Annotated in this window: 23 protein-coding genes and 1 pseudogene; 11 read left to right on the forward strand and 13 right to left on the reverse strand. The window is 56.6% G+C overall.

The window, feature by feature from the left end:
- Positions 1 to 95 precede the first annotated feature (95 nt).
- Complete coding sequence (locus tag ACNA0I_RS17135) at positions 96 to 785, reverse strand: hydrolase (RefSeq protein ID WP_415807209.1); 690 nt, start codon at positions 783 to 785, stop codon at positions 96 to 98.
- A gap of 280 nt (positions 786 to 1,065) precedes the next feature.
- Between ACNA0I_RS17135 and ACNA0I_RS17140 the strand changes: the two genes are divergently transcribed.
- On the forward strand, positions 1,066 to 1,992 hold the full coding sequence (locus tag ACNA0I_RS17140) for a LysR family transcriptional regulator (protein ID WP_415807210.1): 927 nt from the start codon (positions 1,066 to 1,068) through the stop codon (positions 1,990 to 1,992).
- A 50-nt stretch (positions 1,993 to 2,042) separates the two neighbouring features.
- On the opposite strand, the gene ACNA0I_RS17145 is transcribed toward ACNA0I_RS17140, so the two are convergent.
- From ACNA0I_RS17145 to ACNA0I_RS17165, 5 genes are all read right to left on the reverse strand, one after another.
- Positions 2,043 to 2,330, reverse strand: coding sequence for a helix-turn-helix domain-containing protein (locus ACNA0I_RS17145; RefSeq protein ID WP_415807211.1), 288 nt, complete (start codon positions 2,328 to 2,330; stop codon positions 2,043 to 2,045).
- On the reverse strand, positions 2,327 to 2,686 hold the full coding sequence (locus tag ACNA0I_RS17150; RefSeq protein WP_415807212.1) for a type II toxin-antitoxin system RelE/ParE family toxin: 360 nt from the start codon (positions 2,684 to 2,686) through the stop codon (positions 2,327 to 2,329). The genes ACNA0I_RS17145 and ACNA0I_RS17150 overlap by 4 nt, the downstream gene beginning before the upstream one ends.
- Before the next feature lie 124 nt (positions 2,687 to 2,810).
- Positions 2,811 to 3,764: a tripartite tricarboxylate transporter substrate binding protein gene (locus ACNA0I_RS17155; protein WP_415807213.1), complete on the reverse strand. Its 954-nt coding sequence runs from the start codon at positions 3,762 to 3,764 to the stop codon at positions 2,811 to 2,813.
- A 10-nt stretch (positions 3,765 to 3,774) separates the two neighbouring features.
- On the reverse strand, positions 3,775 to 5,151 hold the full coding sequence (locus ACNA0I_RS17160; RefSeq protein ID WP_415807214.1) for an MmgE/PrpD family protein: 1,377 nt from the start codon (positions 5,149 to 5,151) through the stop codon (positions 3,775 to 3,777).
- 4 nt (positions 5,152 to 5,155) lie between these two features.
- A complete protein-coding gene (locus tag ACNA0I_RS17165; protein WP_415807215.1) occupies positions 5,156 to 7,252 on the reverse strand; it encodes a TRAP transporter large permease subunit in 2,097 nt (698 codons plus the stop codon).
- 150 nt (positions 7,253 to 7,402) lie between these two features.
- On the opposite strand from ACNA0I_RS17165, the gene ACNA0I_RS17170 reads away from it, so the two are divergent.
- Both ACNA0I_RS17170 and ACNA0I_RS17175 read left to right on the forward strand, forming a co-directional pair.
- Positions 7,403 to 8,440 (forward strand): TRAP transporter substrate-binding protein, encoded by a 1,038-nt coding sequence (locus tag ACNA0I_RS17170; RefSeq protein ID WP_415807216.1) that lies wholly within the window; start codon positions 7,403 to 7,405, stop codon positions 8,438 to 8,440.
- 68 nt (positions 8,441 to 8,508) lie between these two features.
- A complete protein-coding gene (locus tag ACNA0I_RS17175; protein ID WP_415807217.1) occupies positions 8,509 to 9,216 on the forward strand; it encodes a GntR family transcriptional regulator in 708 nt (235 codons plus the stop codon).
- A 76-nt stretch (positions 9,217 to 9,292) separates the two neighbouring features.
- Here ACNA0I_RS17175 and yihU read toward each other — a convergent pair.
- Together yihU and pcaC are read right to left on the reverse strand one after the other, a co-directional pair.
- A pseudogene (gene yihU, locus ACNA0I_RS17180) lies at positions 9,293 to 10,242 on the reverse strand (sulfolactaldehyde 3-reductase); the annotation flags it as partial.
- A gap of 84 nt (positions 10,243 to 10,326) precedes the next feature.
- Positions 10,327 to 10,737 (reverse strand): 4-carboxymuconolactone decarboxylase, encoded by a 411-nt coding sequence (gene pcaC, locus ACNA0I_RS17185; RefSeq protein WP_415807219.1) that lies wholly within the window; start codon positions 10,735 to 10,737, stop codon positions 10,327 to 10,329.
- Between the two features lie 127 nt (positions 10,738 to 10,864).
- On the opposite strand from pcaC, the gene ACNA0I_RS17190 reads away from it, so the two are divergent.
- From ACNA0I_RS17190 to ACNA0I_RS17210, 5 genes are all read left to right on the forward strand, one after another.
- Complete coding sequence (locus tag ACNA0I_RS17190; protein ID WP_415807220.1) at positions 10,865 to 11,041, forward strand: hypothetical protein; 177 nt, start codon at positions 10,865 to 10,867, stop codon at positions 11,039 to 11,041.
- Positions 11,038 to 11,829 carry an SDR family oxidoreductase gene (locus ACNA0I_RS17195; protein WP_415807221.1) on the forward strand — a complete coding sequence of 264 codons (792 nt, stop codon included), beginning with the start codon at positions 11,038 to 11,040 and terminating at the stop codon, positions 11,827 to 11,829. Before ACNA0I_RS17190 ends, ACNA0I_RS17195 begins: the two co-directional genes overlap by 4 nt.
- A 36-nt stretch (positions 11,830 to 11,865) precedes the next feature.
- Positions 11,866 to 12,783, forward strand: coding sequence for an NAD(P)-dependent oxidoreductase (locus ACNA0I_RS17200; RefSeq protein ID WP_415807222.1), 918 nt, complete (start codon positions 11,866 to 11,868; stop codon positions 12,781 to 12,783).
- A gap of 90 nt (positions 12,784 to 12,873) precedes the next feature.
- A complete protein-coding gene (locus ACNA0I_RS17205) occupies positions 12,874 to 13,851 on the forward strand; it encodes a Bug family tripartite tricarboxylate transporter substrate binding protein (protein ID WP_415807223.1) in 978 nt (325 codons plus the stop codon).
- 203 nt (positions 13,852 to 14,054) lie between these two features.
- Positions 14,055 to 14,849, forward strand: coding sequence for an aminoglycoside 6-adenylyltransferase (locus tag ACNA0I_RS17210; protein WP_415807224.1), 795 nt, complete (start codon positions 14,055 to 14,057; stop codon positions 14,847 to 14,849).
- 31 nt (positions 14,850 to 14,880) lie between these two features.
- On the opposite strand, the gene ACNA0I_RS17215 is transcribed toward ACNA0I_RS17210, so the two are convergent.
- Together ACNA0I_RS17215 and ACNA0I_RS17220 are read right to left on the reverse strand one after the other, a co-directional pair.
- A complete protein-coding gene (locus ACNA0I_RS17215) occupies positions 14,881 to 15,495 on the reverse strand; it encodes a hypothetical protein (RefSeq protein WP_415807225.1) in 615 nt (204 codons plus the stop codon).
- 162 nt (positions 15,496 to 15,657) lie between these two features.
- Complete coding sequence (locus tag ACNA0I_RS17220; RefSeq protein WP_415807226.1) at positions 15,658 to 16,110, reverse strand: glycoside hydrolase family 19 protein; 453 nt, start codon at positions 16,108 to 16,110, stop codon at positions 15,658 to 15,660.
- 298 nt (positions 16,111 to 16,408) lie between these two features.
- Between ACNA0I_RS17220 and ACNA0I_RS17225 the strand changes: the two genes are divergently transcribed.
- A complete protein-coding gene (locus tag ACNA0I_RS17225) occupies positions 16,409 to 18,232 on the forward strand; it encodes a hypothetical protein (protein ID WP_415807227.1) in 1,824 nt (607 codons plus the stop codon).
- Positions 18,233 to 18,389: 157 nt separating this feature from the next.
- Here the strand turns inward: ACNA0I_RS17225 and ACNA0I_RS17230 are convergent, their stop codons facing one another.
- The 3 genes from ACNA0I_RS17230 to ACNA0I_RS17240 all read right to left on the reverse strand — a co-directional run bounded on the left by ACNA0I_RS17230 (position 18,390) and on the right by ACNA0I_RS17240 (position 20,771).
- Complete coding sequence (locus ACNA0I_RS17230; RefSeq protein ID WP_415807228.1) at positions 18,390 to 19,901, reverse strand: hypothetical protein; 1,512 nt, start codon at positions 19,899 to 19,901, stop codon at positions 18,390 to 18,392.
- A complete protein-coding gene (locus ACNA0I_RS17235; protein WP_415807229.1) occupies positions 19,870 to 20,256 on the reverse strand; it encodes a hypothetical protein in 387 nt (128 codons plus the stop codon). Before ACNA0I_RS17235 ends, ACNA0I_RS17230 begins: the two co-directional genes overlap by 32 nt.
- A gap of 245 nt (positions 20,257 to 20,501) precedes the next feature.
- On the reverse strand, positions 20,502 to 20,771 hold the full coding sequence (locus ACNA0I_RS17240; RefSeq protein ID WP_415807230.1) for a hypothetical protein: 270 nt from the start codon (positions 20,769 to 20,771) through the stop codon (positions 20,502 to 20,504).
- Between the two features lie 300 nt (positions 20,772 to 21,071).
- Here ACNA0I_RS17240 and ACNA0I_RS17245 point away from each other — a divergent pair, with 300 nt between their 5' ends.
- Positions 21,072 to 22,682 (forward strand): hypothetical protein, encoded by a 1,611-nt coding sequence (locus ACNA0I_RS17245; protein ID WP_415807231.1) that lies wholly within the window; start codon positions 21,072 to 21,074, stop codon positions 22,680 to 22,682.
- Positions 22,683 to 23,097: 415 nt separating this feature from the next.
- The gene (locus ACNA0I_RS17250) at positions 23,098 to 25,389 is read left to right on the forward strand and encodes a glycosyl hydrolase family 28-related protein (RefSeq protein ID WP_415807232.1); all 2,292 of its coding nucleotides are present in this window, start codon (positions 23,098 to 23,100) and stop codon (positions 25,387 to 25,389) included.
- Positions 25,390 to 25,438 lie beyond the last annotated feature (49 nt).

Here is a 25,438-nt window from a genome sequence, read left to right on the forward strand (position 1 = left end):
TGTGGAGCTTTTCTTGATGCCGCCGGTAAACGCCGGCAGGCATGGCAAGCGCCCCAGACCGCGCAGGCCCGGGGCTGGTCTTGGCTAGATTCCGCTTACTTGGCCGGATTCGGGCCAATACGCTCGCCGTGCTTCACACGCTCGGGGGCCTTGTGCACCATCGTATAGGCATAGTCCACACCCATGCCATAAGCGCCGGAATGTTCCTTGACGATACCCATCACCGCATCGTACGAGTCACGGCGAGCCCAATCCCGCTGCCATTCCAACAACACCTGTTGCCACGTCACCGGCACAATGCCCGCCTGGACCATGCGGTCAATGGCGTACTTATGCGCGTCGACAGAGGTGCCGCCTGAGGCATCGGTCACCATGTAAATCTCATAGTCCGTGTCATGCAGGCATGACAGCGCGAACGTCGTATTGCAGACCTCGGTCCACAAGCCGGAAACCACGATTTTCTTGCGGCCTTGCGCAGCATGCGCGGCCAGTGCATCACGCACATTCTGATCATCCCACGAGTTCATCGATGTACGCTCCAGGATCGGATGATCCGGAAAAACGGCCAACAACTCGGGATACGTAAAGCCGGAGAAGCTTTCTGTTTCCACAGTGGTGATGGTGGCTGGGATATCGAACACTTTCGCGGCTTTAGCCAAGCCCACTACATTATTCTTTAACACCTGACGATCGATCGACTGGACGCCAAAGGCCATCTGCGGCTGCTGGTCGATGAAAATGATCTGGCTATTCTGGGGGGTCAGGACTTCGAGATACTTGGACATCGCATTGCTCCCTTCGTTGATGATCGAATAAAGTGCCGCAGCGCAGCAGTGTAGGGCTCCATAGATGTCATCAGAAGGGTCAAACTGGAAAAGCATCCTTTCCAAAATTGACATGAACTCGTCATTACGCCAAGGCCACGTTCTTCACGCGTGCCTGGAACGGCCTCTTTGCGAAGCAATCAGCAGATCCCTCTCACCTGGGCAAACGGACTGCGACACATTGCCCCCAGCGCCATGCGGTCAGTAGAATCCAGCACAACACTCTCTTTCGCCAATATCCATGAACAGACTGCCAGACCTGGAAGCCTGGGCGATCTTTGCCAAGGTTGCCGAAACAGGATCCTTTGCCCGCGCCGCCAGCGATTTCGCCTTGTCGCAGGCCACGGTGTCCAAAGCCATCACGCGTCTGGAAGCACGCATGAAAACCATGCTGTTTCATCGCACCTCCCGCCGCATGACCTTGACCGAGAGCGGACTGGCTGCACTAGAGCGCGCCACCCGCATCCTGCAGGAGGGCGAAGCCGTCGAGGCCGATCTGGCCGAACAGGCCACCGCCCTGCGCGGTCTCGTGCGCGTTGCCGCGCCAATGTCCTTCGGGCTCTCGCATCTGGCGCCCATCCTGCCTCAATTCATGGAATCCCATCCCGACGTGAGTCTGGACATCGAATTCAGCGACGAGCAAAAAGACCTCGTCGCGAATCGATTCGATGTTGCCGTGCGCATTTCCAATCTGTCTGATTCCAGCCTATTGGCCAAACGTCTATGCAACGTGCGCCTCCTGCTGGTAGGCTCACCCGCCTATTTCGAGCGCCATGGCCGGCCCCGGCATCCGAGCGAACTCGCCGAGCACCGTGCCCTGCAATATGCGTATTCCCACAAAGGGCCCAGCTGGCGCTTTCAACATGAACGTGATGGGGAATTCAGCCTATCCATGCATACGCCCTTGCGCGTCAACAACGCCGAAGCCCTGACGCATGCGCTGACAGCCGGCCTCGGCCTGGCGCTGCAGCCGGAGTTCCTGGTCTGGCAGGATATCGAGGCAGGCCGTCTGGAAACCGTGATGGATGAATGGCAGGTCGAACCCATCGCCTTGCATATCCTGACGCCACCAGGACGCAAACGCCCTGCCCGCGTGCAGGCTTTCATCGATTATCTGGCGCAATGCTACGCCAGTCAGCCGTGGGCTAGACGGGATGAGGGGGCTTGAGAGAACTCCGTGTCAGGGACGAACAGCCCCTTCGCGCGCTCTTCGGATTGTCAAGACTGCAATGCTTTTATCACTGCACCAGGATTACGTTCAATCACGTTCAACAATACCAACGCTGGGCCACGAGGCACTCTGTCACCGCGCTCCCAGTGCCGCAGTGTTGCTGTCGAAAAACCAAACCACCCAGCAAACTGTTCCTGGGTCATGCCCACCTTGGCTCGGACTGCCTTCACATCAACAGGCCGAGGTCGATGCACCCTGACACCAATCTCGTTACCACGAGCGTCATCAATGGCCTCTTGCAAGCCTTGCTTGATGATGTCGAATGCCTTGTTCATGACTTTCGTCCTTTCCAAATTTTTACCAATAGGCCAACCATATCCGCTAATTCATTACGTTCAGCTTTACTGAGATTAAGCTTGTCACCCTTGGCAAACAATGTCAGTAGGTAAAGCGGCATGGAGCTATTGTAAAAATAGTAGATAACACGAACCCCACCCCTCTTGCCTTGCCCGCCTCTGCCCCAGCGCAATTTGCGCACGCCGCCGGTTCCCTCTACCAAGTCACCCGCTTTGGGGTGCTCAGCCAGATATGTGATCAGAGCAGCATACTCATCATGGCAGAGCAGCTTGTCGGCAAGCCGAATGAACGAAGGCACCTCCACTACGCAATTCAAATTACGATTGTAATCCATTGGATTAGTTCCGTACAGCTGTATAGATCGTGCCTCCACTATCGATCTCAAGACACGCTATCGGAAGATGCAGTGAACGTTTATATCCATGCGCAGTTGCCGCAACGCGAATCAATCATCACGTCTACTGCACCTGCAGATTCGACTCCTTGACCAAGGCGCCCCACTTTGCGGCTTCCGCCCTCAGGAATTCTGAAGCCTGCGCCGGACTGTTCGCCACCAGGTCTACCCCGTCACGTGCCAGCATTTCCTTCATTGCCGGCGTACTCAGTGCCGTCCGTGCCGCTGCGTTCAGCTTGTCGATGACGGCGGGCGGCGTTCCGGCCGGGGCCGCGAGCACGAACCAATTACGAGCCTCGAACCCCGGCAAGGTTTCCGCCACCGTCGGAACATCCGGCAAAATGCTCATCCGTTTCGCGCCTGTCGTCGCCAACAGCCGCAGTTTTCCCGAGCGCACGTGCACCAACGAAGACGCAGGATTGTCGATCATCAGGTCCACCTCGCCACTGATCAAGTCGACGAAAGCAGCGCCAGCGCCCTTGTACGGAATCTTCGTGAAATCCACACCAGCCTGCTTAGCCAGCATTGCCGTTGCCAGCGCCTGAATCCCGGTACTCGCGGACAAGGCAAAATTGATCTTGTCAGACTGCTTGGCCTGAGCCAATACATCCTGCAGCGACTTTGCCTTGAAATTATTGCTGGCGACCAGCACTTGCGGCGCAGCCGCCATGATCATCACCGGGCTGAAATCCTTGATCGGGTCATACGGAACCTGCGGATAGAACGCGGGCGTCGTCCCGAAAGCCGCCGAACTCAACAGCAATGTATAGCCGTCAGCCGTCGATCGAGCAACATCGATTGCGCCGATCTGCCCCGTATTGCTGGCCTTGTTTTCGACCACGATACTCTGACCGAGAATCTCACCCAGTTCCTTTGCGAATGGCCTGGCCAATGTATCCACACCGCCACCGGCAGCGAAGGGAACAACAATGCGTATCGCCTTGTCGGGAAATTCCGCCCGGGCGGCGCTGCCCATCAACAACGCGGCCATCATCGCCCCGATGATTTTCTTTTTCATGCAATGTCTCCTATTTACGTGTGGCGGCCAGGCGCATAGGCAACGCGGCATCGCCAGCCGTCTCCAATGACCAGACCGAATCAATCAGACGATCGGCATCGACGTCCACGCCGGCATACCGCACCAAGTCACGCAGCTTCTGCTCGATGGCGTCGTCCTCCAGCGGACGTGCCAACGAGCCGCGCGGTTCGGTGACCTCACGCTGCAACACCGAGCCGTCGCTGAACTCAATGCGCAACTTGACCGCATCGACCGACATGGCGGGATCGTCGGTGAACACCAGCCGCTGACCGAGTCCGCGTAAAACAGGATCGGCCACCGCCTCATCCGAAAACTCCGTGAGACCGGCGCAGCCACGCACCAATGCCACAGCCACGGCATGTTGCGCGCACACTTGAGACTGGCGGCCGCTCGTGACATCGGGACGATCCGTCCGTTGGCGCAACAAGGGATGACCCGTCAACGCAATACGGGAAATACCGCGCCATCCGCCATCCTGGATACGCGGATCCGAGGACAGCTCCAGGCAGGCATCTATGACGGGATTCAGCACCACGCCGCAGGGATACGGCTTGTATGCGTTATTCAACAGCTCCCAGCTATCCCCGAGCCGTTCTGTCATCGCAGTCAGCCGCGGACTGTCGCTGACGACTCTCAAGAACCCGCGCTCTCCTTCCAACGGCAGCGCCGGCCCATCAAAACCCTCAGCAGCCAGAAACGCCGACAGCAACCCATTGCGTGCAGCATTGCCCACGCTGACGCTCTTGGCTCCGGTACCTAACGCCTCCACCAAACCACCCGCCTGCACCGCAGCGACGCCTAATGCATGCACGTTCTGCCGCACATCCAACCCCAGCGATTTTGCCGCTGCCAGCCCTGCGCCAAACACGCCGCACGTCGAGGTGATATGCCAGCCACGCGCATAATGTTCCGGCGAGATCGCGTTGCCGATACGGCAGGCCACCTCGACCCCCAGCACAAAGGCATGTAGCAATTCCTGTCCACTCATGGGCCGCGTCTCTGCCAAGGCGAACAACACCGGCGCAATCGGCGACGAGGGATGAATAATGGTCGGATGATGCGTGTCGTCAAAGTCGAACACATTCGCCGCCATCGCATTCAATGCGGCAGCGCTCAACACATCCACACGATCCGGCCGGCCCGCCAGACTCGCCTGCGGTCCCGCCGAAAAGCGCGCATACGTACGCACCGCAATATCCAGCGACGGCGTGCGTGCCGCAGAAATCGCCACGGCGAAAAAATTCAGAATCGCCCGGCGCGCGGCATGTCGTACCTCTGCCGGCACATCCTCCCAACGCGAGCCAGCGACGAAACGCGATAGTTGAACAGACGGGGAAATCGCATCGGAATCAGCGGTTTGAGTCATGGTTTCATTTCACTTGTTCAGGAAGCCACATTACGATCTGCGGAAAGGCGTAAATCAGGCCCAAAAAGAGCAGGATGATCAGCACGAACGGCAACGCGCCGCGGAGAATGTCACCGAACCGGGCCTTATCATTCATGCTGCGCAACACGAACAGCACCATGCCGAGAGGCGGCGTGATCAGACCCACCTCGATCATCAGCACCAGAAAAACACCAAACCAGATCGGATCCAGCCCGAGAGCCATGGCGATCGGATAGGTCACCGGCAGCGTCATGAGCATCATCGCGATCGACTCCACGAACATGCCCAGGACCAGATAAATCAACACCATCGCCCCCATCACGACGATGGGCGAGAAATCAGCTCCCTGAATGAGGTTGACGACTTCGCGCGGCAACCTCAGATAGTCGAACACCCAACTGAAAATACCCGCGCCTACTACGATCAGCAGCAACAAGGCTGTGACTTTCGCCGCGTCATAGGCGATCTCCACCAGCGCTCGCCAATTCAGTTTGCCGCGCAGCAGGCAGAGCACGAACGCACTGACGGCGCCAATGGCGGCAGCCTCGGTCGGCGTGGCGATCCCCGCATACATAGAACCCAGTACCGCGCCGATGATAATCACGAACGGCACCATGCCGCGCGAGGCCGTGAGCTTTTCACGCATGGTGTAGGCGCGCGCGGGCGGCGCTGCCCCCGGCACCGCCAGTGCCCATACCAGCGCACCCAGCATAAACACGCCCATCAGCAACAGACCCGGAATCATGCCGGCGAGAAACAGGTGAGTCACCGAAGCCCCCACCGTCGTCCCATAGATGATCATCGGGATACTAGGTGGAATCAGAATACCCAGCGTCGCGCCCGCGGCCGCGACTCCATACGTCAACCTCGGGCTATAGCCGCGCTCGATCATGTCCGGGCAGGCGACTTTCCCCAACGTCGCGGCTGTGGCCAGACTGGATCCGGACACGGCAGCGAAGATCGCAGACGCCCCCGCAGAGGCATGCGCCAGGCCACCCGGCGCGCGGCCGAACCAGCGCACCAATGCGTCAAACATGCCGGACGTAATCCCACTGCGCAGCAGCAGTCCGCCCATGAAAATAAACATGGGAACGGCCGTCAACGTAAAAGTATTCGTACTGCTCCAGGCCCGCTCGGCCAGCAATGAAAGCTGTGGACGCGACAACAAAAAGTACACGCCCAACAACCCCACCATGCCCAGCGCCACACCGATACGTACGCCGAGAAACAGCAGCAGCATCATGCTGCCGACGAGCAACGCAGCCACCCAGCCCAGCGACTGTCCACGGACCAAGGCATACAAGGCGGCGCACCCGCCGATGAGAATCAACGACTGCACCAGCGTGGTCTTGCCGCTCCACGCCCCCATCGCGATGATGAACGCCACGGCGATCACCGCCATTCCCCAATCGATCCGGCTGCCGGCAATAGACACGGGATTGGCCCCTAAACCCACGAGCGCGAGGACCATGATGCCCAAAACAACGGGCGCCAACCAACGACGCCAATGCTCTGCGGGCGGACGCAAACGATAGATATCCACCAGGATAGACAGACAGAAAGTCAGCATCCCCAGCGACACAGACAACTGCGGTATCCACTGCGGCGTCGACAACAGGCCCCAATCCCGCGTGTCATTCACATACTCGCGAAAATTAAAGCTGGCCATTTGCCATCCCAGCACTACGCTGAACAGCAGCGCCAGCCATTGCCCCAGCAGTTCGAGCTGCACCCGCGTCGATGACGACACCCGGTCGATCCAGAGTTCCACCTGGACATGCGCATTCGCCGACTGCGCCGCGGCCAATCCAAAAAACACCGTTGCCACCAGCAGATAACCCGAGATTTCCGTCGCCCACGAAGTCGGCGAATTAAACACGTAGCGCGAAAAAATCTCATAGCACATCGACAGCGCCATCAACAGCAGTGCTGCCGTCGCGAGCGCCCCGGAGCATCGGGTAATACCAACCATCCCTCGAATCAGGCTGAAATCTGCGCTGCCATCCAATGGATAAGGCGACGCGCCTGGCGATATGGCCGCCTCTGCCGGCGCCTGCATCGGCATATCAATGCTGCTCATGTTTGTCTCCTCGACGCTTTGTGCGCGATGGTGTTTTCCCTGAGCGAGACCGATCGCCCGAGAAATGCTATGACGATATTATAGGCATATTGTATTATCGAATGATCACAAATTCACACAGCGCACCGCGCACCATCCAGGAGGAGCAACATGAATCACCCCACTCGCCCGCCCTCGCGGCTACGGTCATTAGCGCTCTCTGCCGCCCTCGGTGTCACCCTATGGGCCGGCGCCTCGCAGGCACAGACCTATGACCTGACCATGGCTGTCATCACCTCGCCCGGCGACGGCTATTCCATTCTCACCGCGTCCGTTCCCGATCGCGTCGCCAAAGCCACCGGCGGCAAGGTCAAGGTCACCGTCAGCGACTCGCTGGTGCCGCCCGCCCAAATGGCGACCGCGGTTCGCGAAGGCCGCGTGGACATGAGCGCTGCCCTGCACACCTATCTGGCTGCCGACGAGCCACGCATGGGCATCTTTAACCTACCGGGGCTCATCAACGACATCAAAGAGTACAAACAGGTCTGCGACGCCTTCTGGTGCGAAGACACCCGCAAAATCTGGAAAGACAAATGGAACGCCATCGTGCTCGCCGAGGGCACCTGGTGCACCCAACAGCTGTTTTCCAAGGACCCCATCCACAAGATCGAGGACTTCAAGGGCAAACGCCTGCGCGTGCACAATCCCCAGACCGCCGAAGTCGTCAACGCCCTGGGCGGCAAGCCGGTCGCCATGCCCACCACCGAGATTTTCCCGGCGCTGGAGCGTGGCGTCATCGACGGCCTGTTTATCTCGATGTGCGTGGGCGGATCGCTGGAATTCTGGCGCATCGCCAAGAACGTCCAGAACTGGAGCCTCGGCCCGATCAACGGCTGGGCCATACTCGTTAACCCCGACAGTTGGGAAAAACTGCCGCCCGACGTGCAGAAACAGGTCCAAAACGCCATGGACGGCGTACAACACGACGCCTTCAGCCAATACGACCAGTTTGTCGCCAACGCACGCCAAGCAATGGAAAAGAACGGCGTGACCTTCTGGGTCGCACCGGATGAAGAAAGGGCTAAACTAATGCAGCCGCAATATATAGGATCCGCATACGATGCTTGGAACAAACGTGCCCAGCAAGTTGGATTCGATGGCCCTGCCTACCTGGATCGTGTTCGAAAGGTATTAGGCAAGACGCAATAATCGACGGGCGCACCCAACGGTATCCGGGGCGCTCGAAATATGCTCTGGATACCTTTTGCATTACGCCCATGACTGCCCACGTAGAGCCACAAGACGATTTCAAGGTCCAACGCGTCGCTTCAGTGCTGAGGCACAGCGTGACAGAAAATATACGCAACGCCATCCTGGTCGGCAGGTTCCGGCCCGGTGAACGATTGCCCGAGCGTGACCTGTGCGAGATGACCGGTGTCAGCCGGACCTTGGTGCGCGAGGCCTTGCGCCAGCTGGAATCCGAGGGCCTGATCCTCGTCATTCCTCATCGCGGCCCCGTCGTCGCCCGGCTCTCGCCCGAACAGGCGCGCGGCATCTACCAAGTCCGCGAGGAACTCGAAGGCCTGGCCTGTGAGCTTTTCGCCGAGCATGCCACGCAGGCGCAACTGATCGCATTGCGCAAAGCCCTGGAGGCGATGAAACGCACCCTGCCCCGTGGCACCGCGCTGCAGCAGCTGGCCGCGAAAAACGCCTTTTATCAGCAATTGCTGGATGGGGCGGGCAACGAGGCGCTGACCAACAGCCTGCACCTGCTGAACTCCCGCGTCATGCTGCTGCGCTCGACCTCAATCCAGGCCCCTGGCCGATCCAAACACAGCATCGCCGAGCTCACCGAGCTGCTGCAGGCACTAGAGGCGCGTGATGGCAAGGCCGCACGCGCAGCGGCGCGACGCCACGTGCGTAATGCCGCCGACGTCGCGATCAAAATCCTGCAGGAATCGCTACAGTCCGAGAGCGCGGACTAACCAGCCGATTAACCAAGCCGAAAACGATCAACGCCCACGAACGATGATCGCCCCGAAAGTCGCCGGCGCCACTCANCGCGCCGCCGACTTTCCAAAGGGATCCGCATTGACCGGCGTATCCACGATATATGGCAGCGCCTCAGGCAATCCTGCCAGACTGCGCATCAAGGGATAAATAGCGCTGTAATCCTGCGCGCCCCTGCCTTGCGCCCGCGCAGCAGTATACGACTGATACGCGGCGCTACCCATCGGCACACACGCACGGCTGCGCGATGCCAGCTCCAGGGCCAGGCCCAGGTCTTTATGCGCGAGGTCGACCTGAAAACCTGCCGACAAGTCGCCGCGCAACACCTTGTTCGGATACGTGATATTCATATGGCCCTGGCCTGCGATCGTCCCACGCATCACCTGCAACGCCAGCTCCACGCTCAGCCCGCATGCCTCGGCCAGCGTCAATGCCTCGGCCGTCAAGGCATTGAGCGAGATCCCCATGAAGTTGTTGATCACCTTTACACGAGAACCACCGCCCACCTCGCCACAATCAATGATCTGATTGCCCATGCAGAGCAATGCTTCCTCTGCGCGAGCCTTGTCGCCGGCCGCGCCACTGGCCAGAATCAGCAAGGTGCCTCGCTCTGCCTCCATCGCAGATCGCCCCACCGGGGAATCCAGCATCCTCAGGCCGCGCGCCTCCAACAGCGCGGCAATGGCATCCGTCTCATGCGGCAGGATGGTCGACATATTGATCAACAGCGACGCCTCCGAGAGCGATTGCAACGCGCCATCGGGGCCCTCCAGCGCGGCACGAATGTGCGCCGCCGTGGGCAGCATCGTGATCACCAGCCCTGCACCAGCCACCGCCTCGCGCGCACTTGCGGCGCGCTTGCCACCCGCCTGCACCAGCGCATCCAGCGCCTGCGGATTCAAGTCATATCCCGTCACCGCAAACCCGTTCTTGACGAGATTACGCGCCATCGGCAGGCCCATCGCCCCTAGACCGATAAACGCGATCGAATCGTTCTTCATACTGATGTCTCCTCGTTATGGCGTGCCGACAGCTCTTCGCCATCGGCACGCATCTGGCATATCTGCAGCAGCGCCGATGATGCTTTACGGCAATACGCCTTCTTTTTCCATCTCAGCGATTACCTCATGCGCCGCCTTCATGGCATCCAACGACGCCGGCACACCGCAATAAATAGCCGCCTGCAGAATCACCTCGACAATTTCATCCTTCGTCACGCCGTTATTGACAGCGCCACGCATATGCAACCGCAACTCGTTCGGCCGATTCAGAGCGATCAACATCGCCAGATTGAGAAAACTACGGGTTTTGCGCTCCAGCCCGGGCCGGGTCCACACATCCCCCCAGCAGTACTCCGTCACCAGCTTTTGCAGCGGCGCGCTCATGTCGTCGGCGCTGTTTAGCGACTTGTCGACATAGGCGTCACCTACAACAGCTCGACGCACCTCCAGCCCCTTCTGGAACTGCTCGGATTGGAATTCGGGCCTTAATGCCATGATAGTTTTTCTCCACAAATTAGATGCGGCGCCGGACCATCCTCTTGCCACCGCATGATGTATTACTATAATACAATCCTATTGTATTTGAATAAAAACCAACACCTCGACCAGGAGGAGACAGACATTGGAATACGCTTCTTTCAGCGTGTGCGCGATTCGCTACGCGCGCCGCTCCGGCCGAACCTCAGCCGGCAACCACCGAGGCAACGTGGATTTTCATGATGCAGCGTGCGACCTGGACTATTACATCCGGCTGGTGCGACATGCCATGCCGGCCAAGGCCGCCGGGGACGTCGCATGAATCCGCCGCTGAAAGGCCGCCACGCACTCGTCACCGGCGCCGAAGCCGGTCTGGGATATGCCATCGCCGATCAATTGGCGTCGGCCGGGGCGTCGGTTGTCATGCATTGCCTCAACGCCAACGACCAAGCACGCCAAGCCCGCGATGCCATCGCAGACCGTCACGGCGCCAAAGTCGAGCTGTTGCAAGCCGACCTGCGTGACGTAGACCAGATCGAAGCCATGGCGGCCCAGGCATTGACCCAATTTCCCCGCATCGACATCCTGGTCAACAACGCCGTGATCCGGCATTTCGAGCCGGCCCATCAATTGCCTCGCGGCCACTGGGACGAAGGACTCGCCGTCAATCTCTCGGCCCCCTTTCACCTGGCACGCCTCACCCTGCCCGGCATGCTCGCCCAGCAGTGGGGCCGCATCATCAATCTATCCTCGGTCTATGGCAGCGGCGCCGCGCCGAACCGCGTGGGCTACATCACCACCAAGACCGCGCTGCTGGGCATGACCCGCGCCCTGGCCATCGAGACCGCCGGCAGCGGCATCACCTGCAACGCCGTCGCCCCCGGAACCGCCCCTACGCCCGCCATCGTCAGCAAGATCGCCGCCATCGCCAAACAGTCGGGCCAAAGCGTCGAGGAAGCCGAGCGCGACTATCTCGCGGCACGCCAACCAACCGGCCGGTTTGTGGCCCTGGAAAACGTGGCTGCCCTGATTTGTTTTCTCTGCGCCGACACCGGCAGCGATATCACCGGCGCGACCTTGCCCATCGATGGCGGCTGGACGGCCGCCTGAATCCCCTTCCCCTTTTGCACGAGTGACAGACACATCATGACAACGGAAAAACATCTAGGCTTTATCGGCATCGGCCGCATGGGCACCCCGATGGCAGAACGGCTGCTGAATGCAGGCTACACCCTGACCATCTACGACACGCAACCCGAGGCCTTGCAAGCGCTGAAAGACAAAGGCGCGCTCATCGCAGAGTCCCCCAAAGCCGTGGCCGACAGCGCCGCCACCGTGCTGGTATCGTTGCCCACCCCCGATATCGTCATCGCCGTGGCACTGGGCGAACAGGGTCTGGCGCGCGGCAAAGCGGTGCGTACCGTGATCGACCTGTCCACCAGCGGCTCCGCCGCGGCGCGTACCCTGGCCGATGGCCTGGCAGCAGCCAATATCCAGAGCATCGACTGCCCGGTCAGCGGCGGCGTCACAGGCGCCACACGCGGCACCCTGGCGCTCATGATTTCCGGTCCGCGCGAGCGTTTCGAGCAACTGCAGGACATCTTCAACGTGCTGGGCAAACCCGTTTACGTCGGTGAAAAGCCCGGCATGGCCCAGACCATGAAGGTCATCAACAACCTGATCTCCGTGACCGCACTGAGCATCACCTCCGAACTGATGGTGATGGGCGTCAAGGCTGGCCTCGATCCAGACGTCATGGTGCAAATCATCAACTCCGGTTCGGGCCGCACCAATGCGTCGGAAGACAAAATCCCACGCTTCGTGCTGACCCGCAGCTTTGACTTCGGTTTTGCAATAGGCCTGTCCACCAAAGACGTACGCCTCTGCCTCGAAGAAAGCGAGCAGCTCGGCGTACCGCTGCGAGTCGGCGATGCCGCGCGCAAGCTGCTCAACGACGCACGCGACAAACTCGGCAGCGACGCAGACCTGACCGAAATCATTCGCTACGTAGAAGACACCGCAGGCGTACAAGTGCGCGGCAAAGCGGCGGCAAACCAGGCATAGGGCGTCAGCTACCGCACCTACGCCGGCGGCGTTCCCGCCACCAACACGCCATAAGCCAACACATTACAAAAACAACACAGGAGACATCTCATGCGCAGCATTTTCAAGACGTTCGTACCAACGCTGGCTATCTGTTTCGCCGCACTCGGCGCCACCCGGACCGAGGCGGCCTACCCCGACCGCCCGGTCAAGGTCATCGTGCCCTTCGCGGCTGGAGGTGGTGCGGACATCGTGGCACGCCTCGTATTTAAAGGCGTCAGCGAACAACTAGGCCAGTCCTTCATCATCGACAACCGTGGCGGTGCCGGCGGCATCATAGGCACAGATGCCGTCGCAAAAGCCGCCCCCGACGGCTACACCCTATTGTTAGGGCAAAGCGGACCCAATGCGATCAATCCCTCGGTCTATAGCAAACTGCCCTATGACGCACGCCGGGATTTTGCAACCATCACGCAGTTGACCAGCTATCCCTACGTCGTAGCAGTGAAAAAACAACTGCCCGTCAACACCCTCGCAGAACTGATCGAACTCGCCAAACGTCAGCCTCGTACGCTGACGCTATCCACGGCGGGCCAAGGCAGCTCTGCGCACCTGGCGGTCGAGCTGTTCATGCGGCAGGCTGACATCTCGCTGATTCCTGTGCCTTACAAAGGTGCAGGCCCTGCCCTGCTCGATGTCGTAGGCGGAGTCGTGGACATGACATTCGGCGACGCTGCATCGGCCTCAAAACAGGCGCAGGCGGGTAACGTAAAGGCCGTGGCCGTCACAGGTGCGCGCCGCTCGCCGCTGCTGCCTGATGTGCCTACGGTGGCCGAGGCGGGTGTTCCCGGCTACGAGGCCTCTGCCTGGCATGGCGTATTAGCACCACGCGGCACGCCCGAGCCGGTCATACAGACGCTGCAAGCCGCTATCGTCAAGGTCCTGGCCGATCCGGCATTAAAGGAACGCCTCGCTCAAGACGGCATCGAAACCGTAGGCAGTACGCCAGAGGAATTCAATCGCTCGCTGCAGGCGGAGATTGAGAAATGGCTCAAGGTTGTGAAGGATGCGGGGATCAAGCTTGAATAGCAGGCGCTGATGCAATATGGCTTGTCCAGATCTTGCGCCGATGAATGCTTGCACACAAGAACAGCTCGACATCACGAGCTGACAGGAAGACCTTGGTGTAAAGCGCGAAAGCCTACCTCCCTTAGAACTTTTGTAGAATTGGCCCTCAAAACGTGGGATTTTCGGGGTAGAAGCGTTCGGTCACATCGTTGGAGATCACGTTCATGGATTATGAACATGTACTGCAGACAATTAGTTCATGGGCCAAGAGTAACGACAACATTCGATGTGTGATCCTCACGGGCTCAGCTGCGGCATCAGGCGCACATTCACTTTCTGATCGCGACATAGAACTTCACGTTCGCGATCCTAAAATCCTGGAAACTGACGATACGTGGTGGGAAACACTAGGCAAGGTACTTGCAGTTGAGCGCTTGGAGAACAGCAGCGGCCAAACGACGCGGCTTGTCTATTATGCCGGCGGAAAGCTCGATTTTACGCTCGTCAGTATCAATGACGAGCGTGGAACGTATGATCGGCCTTTCAAGGTATTGCTCGACAAGGACGGGGATGCGTCCGGCTTTCAATTCTCCAGCAAAGTACCTGAGCCTCCGAGGCAAGAAACGTTCAACGAATGTGCGAACTGGGGCTACGCAGCAGCGTTGATGGCTGCCAAGGCCATCGTCAGGAATGAGCCTTGGTCGGTGAAATTCCGTGACAACGATCTAAAAGCAGAACTCCTGCGAATGATCGAATGGGACCATATCATCAGGTATAACGGTAAGCGGGATGTCCGGTATCTTGGAACCAGAATGCGACAATGGATGGATGCGGATATCCAGACAATGCTAGAAGAGTGCTGGGCCTCCTTCGACCTGTCGGACAGCCGTCGAGCGCTATTGGCTTCACTGGTTTTATTTGAAAAAACTGCTTCAAGAATTGCCAGCTTGACCGATTTAGTCGATTTCAATCACCGCGAGGTCCAGTCGGAAATTCACCGCATTCTTGCAAATGCCTAGCAACCGCAGCCATGATTCCAGCCAGGTGCCATCAGTCCTTGCGCGCCAATTCCTGAACGGGAACGCTGCAATACAGCTGCTTCACGCTGTATTTGGCGATCGGACCCGCGCAATCGGTGCTGCCGGCGGCCACGGTCAATGCAGTCAACACTAACGCAATGGCAAACAGGATCGCTCCGATCATCGACACCGCAGAAACGATACGATGCCCCACGGCATCACGCAGCAAACGATGTGCCGGTTGCCCCTGATCGAGGGCTTCCTGGATCCGGCGCGCGCGTTTGTGGAACCAGGATTGGCGCATTTGCAGATTGGCAACGCAGCACAACACCGACGCGAGAAAACCCAGAATCAACACACGGACACCCATGGCGCCGATGATTTTCAACTCGCCCAATGCAACCACGCCAGCGATACCGGCCAATGACAGCGTCGAGATCAGTTTTGCCAATTCGCGTTCCGCCGTCACTGCGTTTTCCTGAGCCTGGCTCCACAGCTCGAACTGACGCTGCCCCCAGCCCAGCGCAGGGTCGTGGGGCAAAGCCGGATCGCGCTCGTGGTCCTGTTGGACGTAAACGCTGAGCTTGCCCATGCCGTAGGCGATGATACCTACGAGGATTGCCGTTATTCCTATCGAGAGCGTCATACGGGCTTTCCTGGAAATCGTCTGCGAATCCGGTGAGGGACATGTGCCAGATGCAACAACTGGCAGTACGCCGACCTTTCTTCAATTGTCTAACAAAAGTCCGCAGCGTGCAGAGAGGGGAATTTCTGATGCAATGATTGTGCATCCCAATGACAGTCAGCGTCACACGCCCAGTGCCATGCAGGCCGCGGCATACCTGCGGTTCCGATCGTTCCATCCGTTAGGCAGGCCCCTGGCAGTCCTGCCATTGACTCGTATGGACAGGCGCAAAAAATCGCCGCTATCGGCGATCTCGTTGCAACCCTTGTTCAGCCACCACCAGCCGCTGCCTCTGGCGGCGTCCGTAGGGCGTTCGAGCCATTCTGGATGGGTAATGTAGTCAACGTCTAGCCCATTCGACACCGCGCGTCCGGTGATCTGGATCAGGCCGCGTCCTCGGTATCGGAATCCGTCGCCGGGGTGGGTATTGCCTAGGCTAGTTCGGCCCTCGTAGCGCCGTTGCGCCACTGTGGGGCCCCAGATTTCCCGGGTGTAAGTGAATCCGCATGATTCGTGGCCCAGGGTGGCGATATACATCGCGGCGCGGAGGGGTGAGATGATTCCGAACTCCATCATGGATTGTTCGATGGGGTGGTACCAGCGGGTGGCTCGGTACGGGGGTAGTAAGGCTGCGTTTGCGAAATCGGATTTGCGCATGGGGATTAGGTACGTTGGTGGCGCTGAGGGCTTGCTTGAGGGTGTAGTGACGTAATTTGGGATTACGTTCCAACGCAGTCCAAGAAACCAATTCCTAGCCGTTCTATGCGGCAGCTGTGCCATCCAACGCCCCGCATTACCCGTTACGCAACTGACACGCTTCGGTGCTATAACTGGCCGAATCCGGATCTGCAACGAGTTCTATCGGGAGGCTGAAATGGCTGATGATGCACTACGAGGTGATCTTGCAAACGCGACCGATCCTGCAAAGGGTGCGGCACTGGTCGGATATAAACACGCCACGGCGGCCGCAATTTTCCGCACCGTTCCGATTCCTGCCAATTACGGAATTGTGGGTAATGGCAGCAATGAGACTCAAGCGATAAACGCGTATCTTGCTGATATGGCGGCTATTGGATATCCAGCCCGATTTGAGCGAGGCGCGGTATACGGCTTCGATGGTTTGGTAATCCCGGCAGGTGCGATCCTAGAGGGGCACGGAGCTGAGTTCAAGGCGTTAGGTAATACCTCGACTTACACTTTCAACATCGGCGAGCATGCCTGCGTGGAAGACTTTTTGGTGACCACAGACCGGACGAATATCGGTTCCATGATGATGCAGGTGGGTGCGTCCCTTAAAGGTGGTCGAATTATCAGTAGCCTTCCTGCTATTGACGGAACTCTGTTTATACATCCTAGTGCAGCTTACATAGATTGCGAAGCTGTAAATGTGGATCGTCCATTTCACGTACAAAATCGCACAAATGTATTAGCGGGAGGGACAGGTCTGAACGGCCGACTAAAGGCGCAGAATTACATTCGAGCATTGCGGATAGACGCCGCTGACGATTGGAACTTGGAATTGGATTTTTCGGGGAAATCGCCTGACGCTAACTTTGAACCGGCGCACAACGGAGTGCTGATCAACGGATGCCAGAGATTCAGAATACCTCGTGCATCCATAGCAGACTCGGGAGAACACGCTATCCGATTTGGCGGCGACATAGACAGAGAGTCAACAGATTGGTTCTTTGGGGATGTAAGAACCAAGCGAACCGGAGGCTGCTCCTTTAAAATCAATCCCGGAAATACATTCCCTACGCGCCGGGGACACGTAGACACTTTAATTAGCGAGGATGCCGGCTACAACACAGCGGGGCGCAATCGAGAATTCATTCGACTATCGGGATGCCAAGACATCTCTTTTGGGTACGGCTCACATAGATGTATAGAAACCAGCCTCTTGACTTGTGCCGTACAGCTCAATGGCACTGAAAACGTTCGGATAAATCACATAAGCATCGACAATTGCGGAGAGTTCGTTCGGTTTGTTGACGAAGGCGATGGCCCTGGCGATGTGACTGGGCTTCAAATTCTAGACGGATCAGCGCAATGCAGTGCCACAGCCGCCATCCAGATTCAAAAGACTTCATACAACGTGGGAGACGTGTATATCCGCGCCACGTTATCCGGCAGCTATACCTATTATGCGCAAGGGGCCTCTGACGGCACTACGAAGCTAAATGGACCCGTTTTCCTCGATGTATGTGCAAGAGGCGGAGCGGCGCAGCGATATTTCTTGGAAACAGATGACGTACAAGTGCGTGTAAGGGTTGGCGCTAGGATTTATGAAGGTCACGTCACAGGCAGAATCGCGTCGTACAGAGCTACAGGAACCCCCGTATTTGATCCCGGCAATGTCCCAGAGTCCAGTATGACCACGGTATTAACCTCACCTGATAGCGTGGCTGGACCGGGCAGTTTCGGCTCAGCATTAGAGTTCGCGCGCCCTGGAAGCACAAGACGAGGCGCAGCCGTCGCGATGGAGCAAATTTCTACCTTTGCTCCCTACACCGGCCTGAGCGTATGGGCTGGAGGGGATCAAACCCCAACCAGCGCCATGCGAAAAATTGGCACGTTCCGATACGATGGTTTCCTGGAGCTGACATACGTCGGAGGTGGACTGATCATGCCAGATGCGAACGGGAACAAATACAGAGTGACAATTGCAAACGGCGCACTATCTGTAAACCCTATATGACTACTGAACTAGACATATCCATCGTAGCTACGAACACGCTTTGATGCAGAAAGTCTGCCATGAAATGACCCGACTCATGTTCTCTATATGTGGACACGAGTCGGCTCTGAAGAAATGCCTTGTCTCGTTGAATTGACCTCACGCAGCCGCCGTTCAGTCAGGTCGCGAGCGTTCCCGCGGCCTTAAACACAGGCGGGACGAATGACACAACTCCGCCAGTGACCGATGTAAGCGCATTATTGGCGACGGTTACAACACTTCCTGTCGTCGCAAGAACACGGGTACTCATTACCCCGCCATTGGCACCTGCCCCTGCAATGGAAATATAGTTTCCAATCGATAAGGCCTGATTGCTCAGAGTCAGTTGATTGGTACCTGCGGAAATAGACCCTGTCGTACCCACCACTGTTCCAATAGTGCCCGCCGTCACGCACACCTGTTCGACTACTCCACCAGCAGACGGACCATATTCACGTAAGCGTGCGCCGCGTGAATACGTCGCATCAGAAAACCCTATGGTCGTTGGCTGAATAAATCCTGCCAGCGTAATATCGCTGTCATTATCTCGGCGAGCTATGTTCTCTTCTAGTCGAGGCTCGATGGCGAATCTCAGACTGCTGTCGAAAGCCTTTCGACTGATGTGAATTCCACTTGAAAAGGTCGACTTGGATAAGTAGTTGCGAACAATACGTACGTTCCGCCCAAACCATCCACCCTCGCCGGCCTGACTCGAGCCAAGCTCAATATCCTGATTCACCGTATCGTTGAAGTGGTTTCGTTCGATGATGACGTCTTCAGCGGGCGTTTCTTTAGCGCAGCCAGATATTATGACGGCCTTCGGGAAACCGTTTAAGACATTGTCTGCAATCACTAGCCCGCGGATTTTTTTGGTGGCATCCGCGAACGGATTGTACTGGACAATACCCAGTTGCGCGTTTGACACATTAGTATTCGAATTGAACACGTTGCCAGTAATGAGCGCATTTCGAATCACTTTTGAATGGAAGCCGACTGCGTACTCATAGATATCAGAAAAGGTATTATCTTTAATAAGCATCGAATCAAATTGAGCGCTGACAGACACGCCGTTTGCCCCGGAACCGCGATTGCCGATGATCGTCACTCTCCCGGCGGTTGGGCTCTCTGTGTACGTCATATCGTCCGGGGCCTGCCCGACGCCAATGACCGTGCCATACACTCGACCGACGGTATTCCCGATGATGGTCACGTTGTAGCCACGTGAACCGATGCCATGTACACAACCGACCCCGGTATTTCCTATGATCGTGATGTCGACGGCAAAATGTCCGCCAATCACGTTCTGACAGCGTACCGACGTATTGCCTTCAATGGTGATAGAACGCGTCGGTATGGTGTACCCTACTCCAGCCTCGAAAGCACTATCCATATCGCACGGACGACGCATGTTGGTAGCAGTGTTGCCTCGAATGGAAACGGATTCACATCCTGATAGATTGATGCCAGTAAACCAAACTGTTCCCGCTGGCCTATCTCCCTCGAGAGCCAAATTCCATCCATGCATCCTGTTGTTATGCCCTATGACGTTCAGGCAGTTGCTCGCTTGGCCAAAAAATCGGCTAAATCCCTCGCCATCGTTATCGCAGACGGATAATCTATCAACTAGTTTGCATAAAAAAACGAACACCATAGGCATTCTGGGCTTGATGCTCAGGCGTGACACCACTCCCTTTGCCCTTCAATCCGGCAATAGCGCAATCGGTGATGCGCGTTACCTTTCTGATCCTTAAGGTTTCACCGTCTCCTATTACGTACGTGTCTTTTAAGTACTCACTCAAAATCACCGTATTGCCCGACACGGACTGAATGACATTGTGCTCACCTTTCGGCTTGATAGCGTATCCCGACTGCCCTGCTATTCCACTAAAGTAGTTGGATGAGAGAATCTCAACTTGGTCGCCTGGCTGAAAAGACGTCGCTACCGCCGTTGTCAGCGTACGGCGACCTTCATTAAAAATGTTGGATGGTGCTGGAACAGCAGTCACCTCATACCATTGACCGGGAGCGACTGGAGACTCAAATCGAAAAAAGCTTTTTGGCTGGTGTTTGGAAATCTCGTAATGATTTTCCCGCCTGTGCCACGCACGGTAACCCCACTAACTTGGATGACCACCTCGTCGTCCAAGTGATAGAGATATCCATCGCGACCAGCAGGAATGATGATTTCGCCATACCCGCCACGCTGATTGAAATAGTTCGCCGCCGCTTGGAAGGCGGCCCAGTTGACACTCTATGTGAGCGACGTCACATGGGGATATGCAGTCTGTAAATCCGCAAACGAGGCAAAACGAGGCTCCGTGCCGCTCAGCCAAACGGATACAGGATCAAGAGCATTATTCGGACGCGCACCAAAATCCAGAACGGAGACACACTCGTTGAGCTTGTCGGAAACCGTATTTCCAATGGCCCCCTGCCCTGATGACAAATACCCTACCAGGGCCGCGCCTTTTGCAGCGTCGGAAACGTTGGCAAGGTCACCTCGTAATGCATCGTCCGCCATTTGAGCTCTCCTAATGTATCTTGACGCTATAGAGGTCGCGAAGCCCATTTAACAAGGCAAAACGACCCCGTCGGACAGTGAGCCAATTCTTGTAGTAGTTTGCCTTAACTTCACTCCGCGGTATATAACCGTTCGATGAAAGAAGCATGCGGGCATGTGGGATCAGTTGCGATCCCTTAACTGCCCAGTCCTTCAGCTTCCCAGTAACGACAGCGTCACCGTAAAGTCACCTCAAGATCTTTTTTTCAGCGCAATAATTAACCGCCCCACGACAGCGGCCGCAAATTGGGAGATTGAAAAATGGCAGATGACAATCTACGCAGTGATCTCGCAAACGCCAGTGACCCAACTAAGGGCGCAGCATTAGTGGGATATATTCCCCCACTCAACGGCTCAACCGGACGTACGACCGCCGACAAACTCCTTGAACGAGTTAGCGTTCTTGATTTCGGAGCTATCGGTGATGGTGTTAGTCGTCCTCTGTCAACCATATTCGCGAGTCTAGCGCTTGCCCAGCAAGTCTATCCACATGCCACCGCATTGACTGATGAGCTAGATTGGGCAGCATTCCAGGCTGCCTTGAATCTGGGCAAGACAAAGGGAGGCCTGACCATATATTGCCCAGGTACCGACTCGATCTACATATTCGGCGAAAATGCATTGTCATTTGGCTCCAATGCGAAAGGCATTCGCTTCATCGGAGATGGTGGCGTTCTACGATTTCGTAGATACGGGGGCACTACAAATTTAATCAACGGTGCCAATCCCAACGGCGTAGAGCTTCGCGACTTCAGGATTGAGGGCGGACAGCTTGGGTTAACAGGCAATGCTGCCGCGACGGATGGGCAGGGTATCTCATTCGCAAGTCCTAAAAACTGTGTTGCCGATAAACTAATTTTTACAGACACACGGGGGTTTGCTCTCCTCTGGTACAACAATAACCGAGACTCTGCTGCAGACTGCAGCAATAACCTCATCATCGATTGCGGCACCGATGGAGCAGGAGTTGCTAGCTCATCGTTCCTGTTTGCGAACCTCTCCGACTCCATGATGATTCGGCCGACAGCGAAGAACAACACCGGGACCTCTGACGACACTGCCTATACATTCGACCTGAAAAACAATTGCATCAATTGTTCCATCATTGATTTCATCGCCACAAATTGCCGGATTGCCGTTGTCCTATCAGACGATAGCAGCAGCGGTGTTGGCATTGGCGCCAAGAACTCCAGAATTACCGGAACGGCGTATAACTGCGGTGCGGCCATGAGCACAAACAAGGCCAGTGGGACTTATGCGTCCATCACCATGGTTGGGTGCGGCTCTGGGACAAGTGGTGCTCTGGCAATTGCGGGGTTCAATACACGGTGTACATATGACTTGGTAATTCACGACACACCAGCTGATGCTAACGCTATCTATAGCAGCTCTCCAGATCAACAATTCAATATCTCCCGCTACGACAACAGCGGTCTGTGGCTGTTCTCTAACAATGGATCTGCGGCTCGTAACGAGATAAACATTATGGGCGGGCCGAATCGAACATCTGGCCTTGCCAATATTCAGGCCCGAATAAACTCCACCAACGAGACCTTATTCCCGCGTGTCCTGGATATGCGCGACTTGCCAAACCCTGTTTGGAACGCTGCCAATTCCCGGTGGGATTCGACACTCTGCTTCCCTATGCCTGGAGGAAGCAGGACCGCTAACGCCTTAACTATGCGGTCAACCGGAGATATCGTTCTCCAATCTCAGGCCAACGCTAAGCTCTTATACGCCCACGCCAGTGAGACATGGCGTATTCCGAACGGCATTCCTGAGTATGCCGACGATGCTGCAGCAAGCGCTGGCGGGTTAGCAGTTGGCAGTCTGTACCGCACAGGTAGCATTATCAAAATCCGCGTGACCTGACCGAGTATCGATGAAGAGAAATGTCGGCTATCTCCTCTACTCGCAAAGAGGGGCAGCCGCAATGACATCATCTCAAATCTGCCCAATTACTGACTATCCAATCCACGACACACCATAACCGGGAGGCTTCAATGGCCGACGATGAGTTGCGAAGTGATCTTGCGAACGCTACGGACCTGACTCTGGTAGACGCTCTCAAATAATTGTCCCGAGGAACGATGGCCCCCGAGCCCTCGCTGTCGCGAACAACCCACCCGCGATTCGCCTAAACGCGGCGTTTAATCACGCGGCTTCAGGCTCCACACTCACTCCCCCTGATATCTGTCAGCAGCACGGGCAGGCAATGGGCCCAATCATCTCGGATGTTCGTATCCTGATTCCCATGTCTACAACGACTGAAAGCTAGGAGATTTCCATGGCAGACGATGCACTACGCGGCGACCTCGCTAACGCAACCGACCCAACGAAGGGTGCTGCATTGGTTGGATATTATGGCGGCACAGGTTCATCGCCGGATGACACGGTGTTTGCCCAATTGAGCAGCACCCCCTTACGAATCGAAGCCTTTGGCGCAGTAGGTGACGGCGTTACGGACGACACCGCAGCGTTTCAAGCTGCCTATGCCGTCCTAGCTGGCACACCCCGTCCTTTGTGGCTTGAGCAAGGTAAAAACTATCTAGTTACGCAACGGCTCGTACCTCTACCTGCAGGTGTGACCCTTTACGGTAACGGTTCAACGATTACCTATGCGCGCTCTGATTCAAGTGACACTACTCAGTTCAGCTTCGGCAACTATACACGTGTCCTAAACCTGGCCCTGCATGTTCCCACTGGATTTGTAATTCAGCGGTTTGCATCGTTCGGAGAGGGTGCTTCCGCCGATGGACTCACTATCAGTAGCGCAGACCAGCAGCCGCTCGGGGGCGACAACCAAGACGCATGCATCTGGGCATTCCGCAATAACGTTCGCCTACGCAACCTACAAATCCATAACTGGGAGCTTCCTGTCAGGATTTATCACCCTAATTTCGTCCCTGATAATGTGGAAATAGACGGATTCAAGATCACATCCTACGGAAAGGGCATCATCTTTGCGAGCGTGACCAATGCCCGAATCCATTCAGGTTCATTTGTCGGAAAATCCCCCACGGCCAAACAAGACCCAGGCTATAACGCCATCGGTGGCGCCCCCGGAAACGGGTGCAGTATTTCAGACATCTACATCAAAGAGTCCGGAGAACATGGCATCTATTTCTCAAACCCGGCCGCACAACCACGTGGAGTGAGGATAAGCAACATAACCTTGGAAAACACGGGTCGATGTGGCATTAAGATCAGGGGATACCACGCGCTAAACATCCATGGCATCGTTGTCAACGACTGCGCCTCCGGCAACAGGACGGGCCCGAATGAAGACGGGTTGCGGCTCGAACAATGCGTTGATGTACTCGTGTCCGGTTATCGAGTCATGAAGACGTTGAAAGATCAATCATGCAACGTTGGTGCCGTAATAGCCGGATGTTCGAATGTCTACATCAATGGATTTTATGTTGATACCCCGGCAGAGCACGGGACTGACATCACGACTCAACTCGTCGTCGACAAGGAAACCGGGATCTCGACTCCGGTCCCTTGCCACAACATCTACTTTAACGGCTTCACTCTCCGAAATTCGGTTGGCAGCTGCATCAATGTCCGCGACAGCAACGATATCGGCATCGGAAACATTCACGTCTCTGGTGTGGACATCGATGCGCCCGCGAGCAACACCCTCACCGTGGACGTGCCCTCTGCACTTACAGGCCCCATCTCAGTCAACGGGGTAGCCAGAACCAGCAATGCCTACATCAACAACGTGAATAACACGCCCGGCGTCAGTATAAGTCTGCTGGCAAAAGATGCCACACAGAATCCGGGGCTAGTGAATCGCGTGGCGGTTCTTGATGCAAACAATTTTGTACCTGGTAATGGCGGAGGCTCTCTGGGAACATTGGCGCTGCGTTGTGCGGGTACTACCGGACAGGGGAACTATGGCGGCTCGATCTCGTTTCGAGGTATCGGTGTAGAGCGCCGTAAAGCAGCGATTGCCTCAGTACAGAACGGTGCCAATGCCAGCCAGACCGGGATCGCTTTTCTGGTAACCGATGCTTCGACCATCGCGACGGACGAAGTATTTGAAATTGCTCGTATAACGGGAGGAGGCTTTCGCCCTGGCGTCGACAATAGTCGGCAACTAGGTTCCGCCGCTTATCGCTGGTCTGAGGTATATGCGGCCACAGGTGCTATCAATACATCTGATGCGCGACTAAAGACGGAAGTCACCCCACTCTCATCCGCAGAAATCGTCTGCGCCCAGGCGTTAGCGCGTGAGATTGGCTGGTACAAGTGGCTCAAACAGGTCGCAGACAAGGGATCCGACGCCCGCCGTCATTTTGGTATGACAGTTCAACGTGCGATCGAAGTGTTTCGATCTCATGACCTGGACCCATATGCTTACGGGGCAATATGCTATGACGAATATGAGGCTGAGCCTGAGGTGAAATACACCGATGACGAGACAGGAGAAGCTACTGTCGTACGCCCTGCCCGCCCTGCTGGTGATGTGTATTCGTTCCGCTGGGACGAGCTTGGTGCATTTATCATGCGCGGCGTCGTGGCAGCGCAGGACGATCTGGCATCTCGCGTGGCGGCGTTAGAGGCAAAATAGAAGTTGCGGGGGATCTAACCATAGCCCTTATTTTTGGCCTAAACTCGTA

Origin of the sequence: Bordetella muralis (assembly GCF_965139205.1) — a bacterium.
Classification (GTDB): domain Bacteria; phylum Pseudomonadota; class Gammaproteobacteria; order Burkholderiales; family Burkholderiaceae_B; genus Bordetella_A; species Bordetella_A muralis.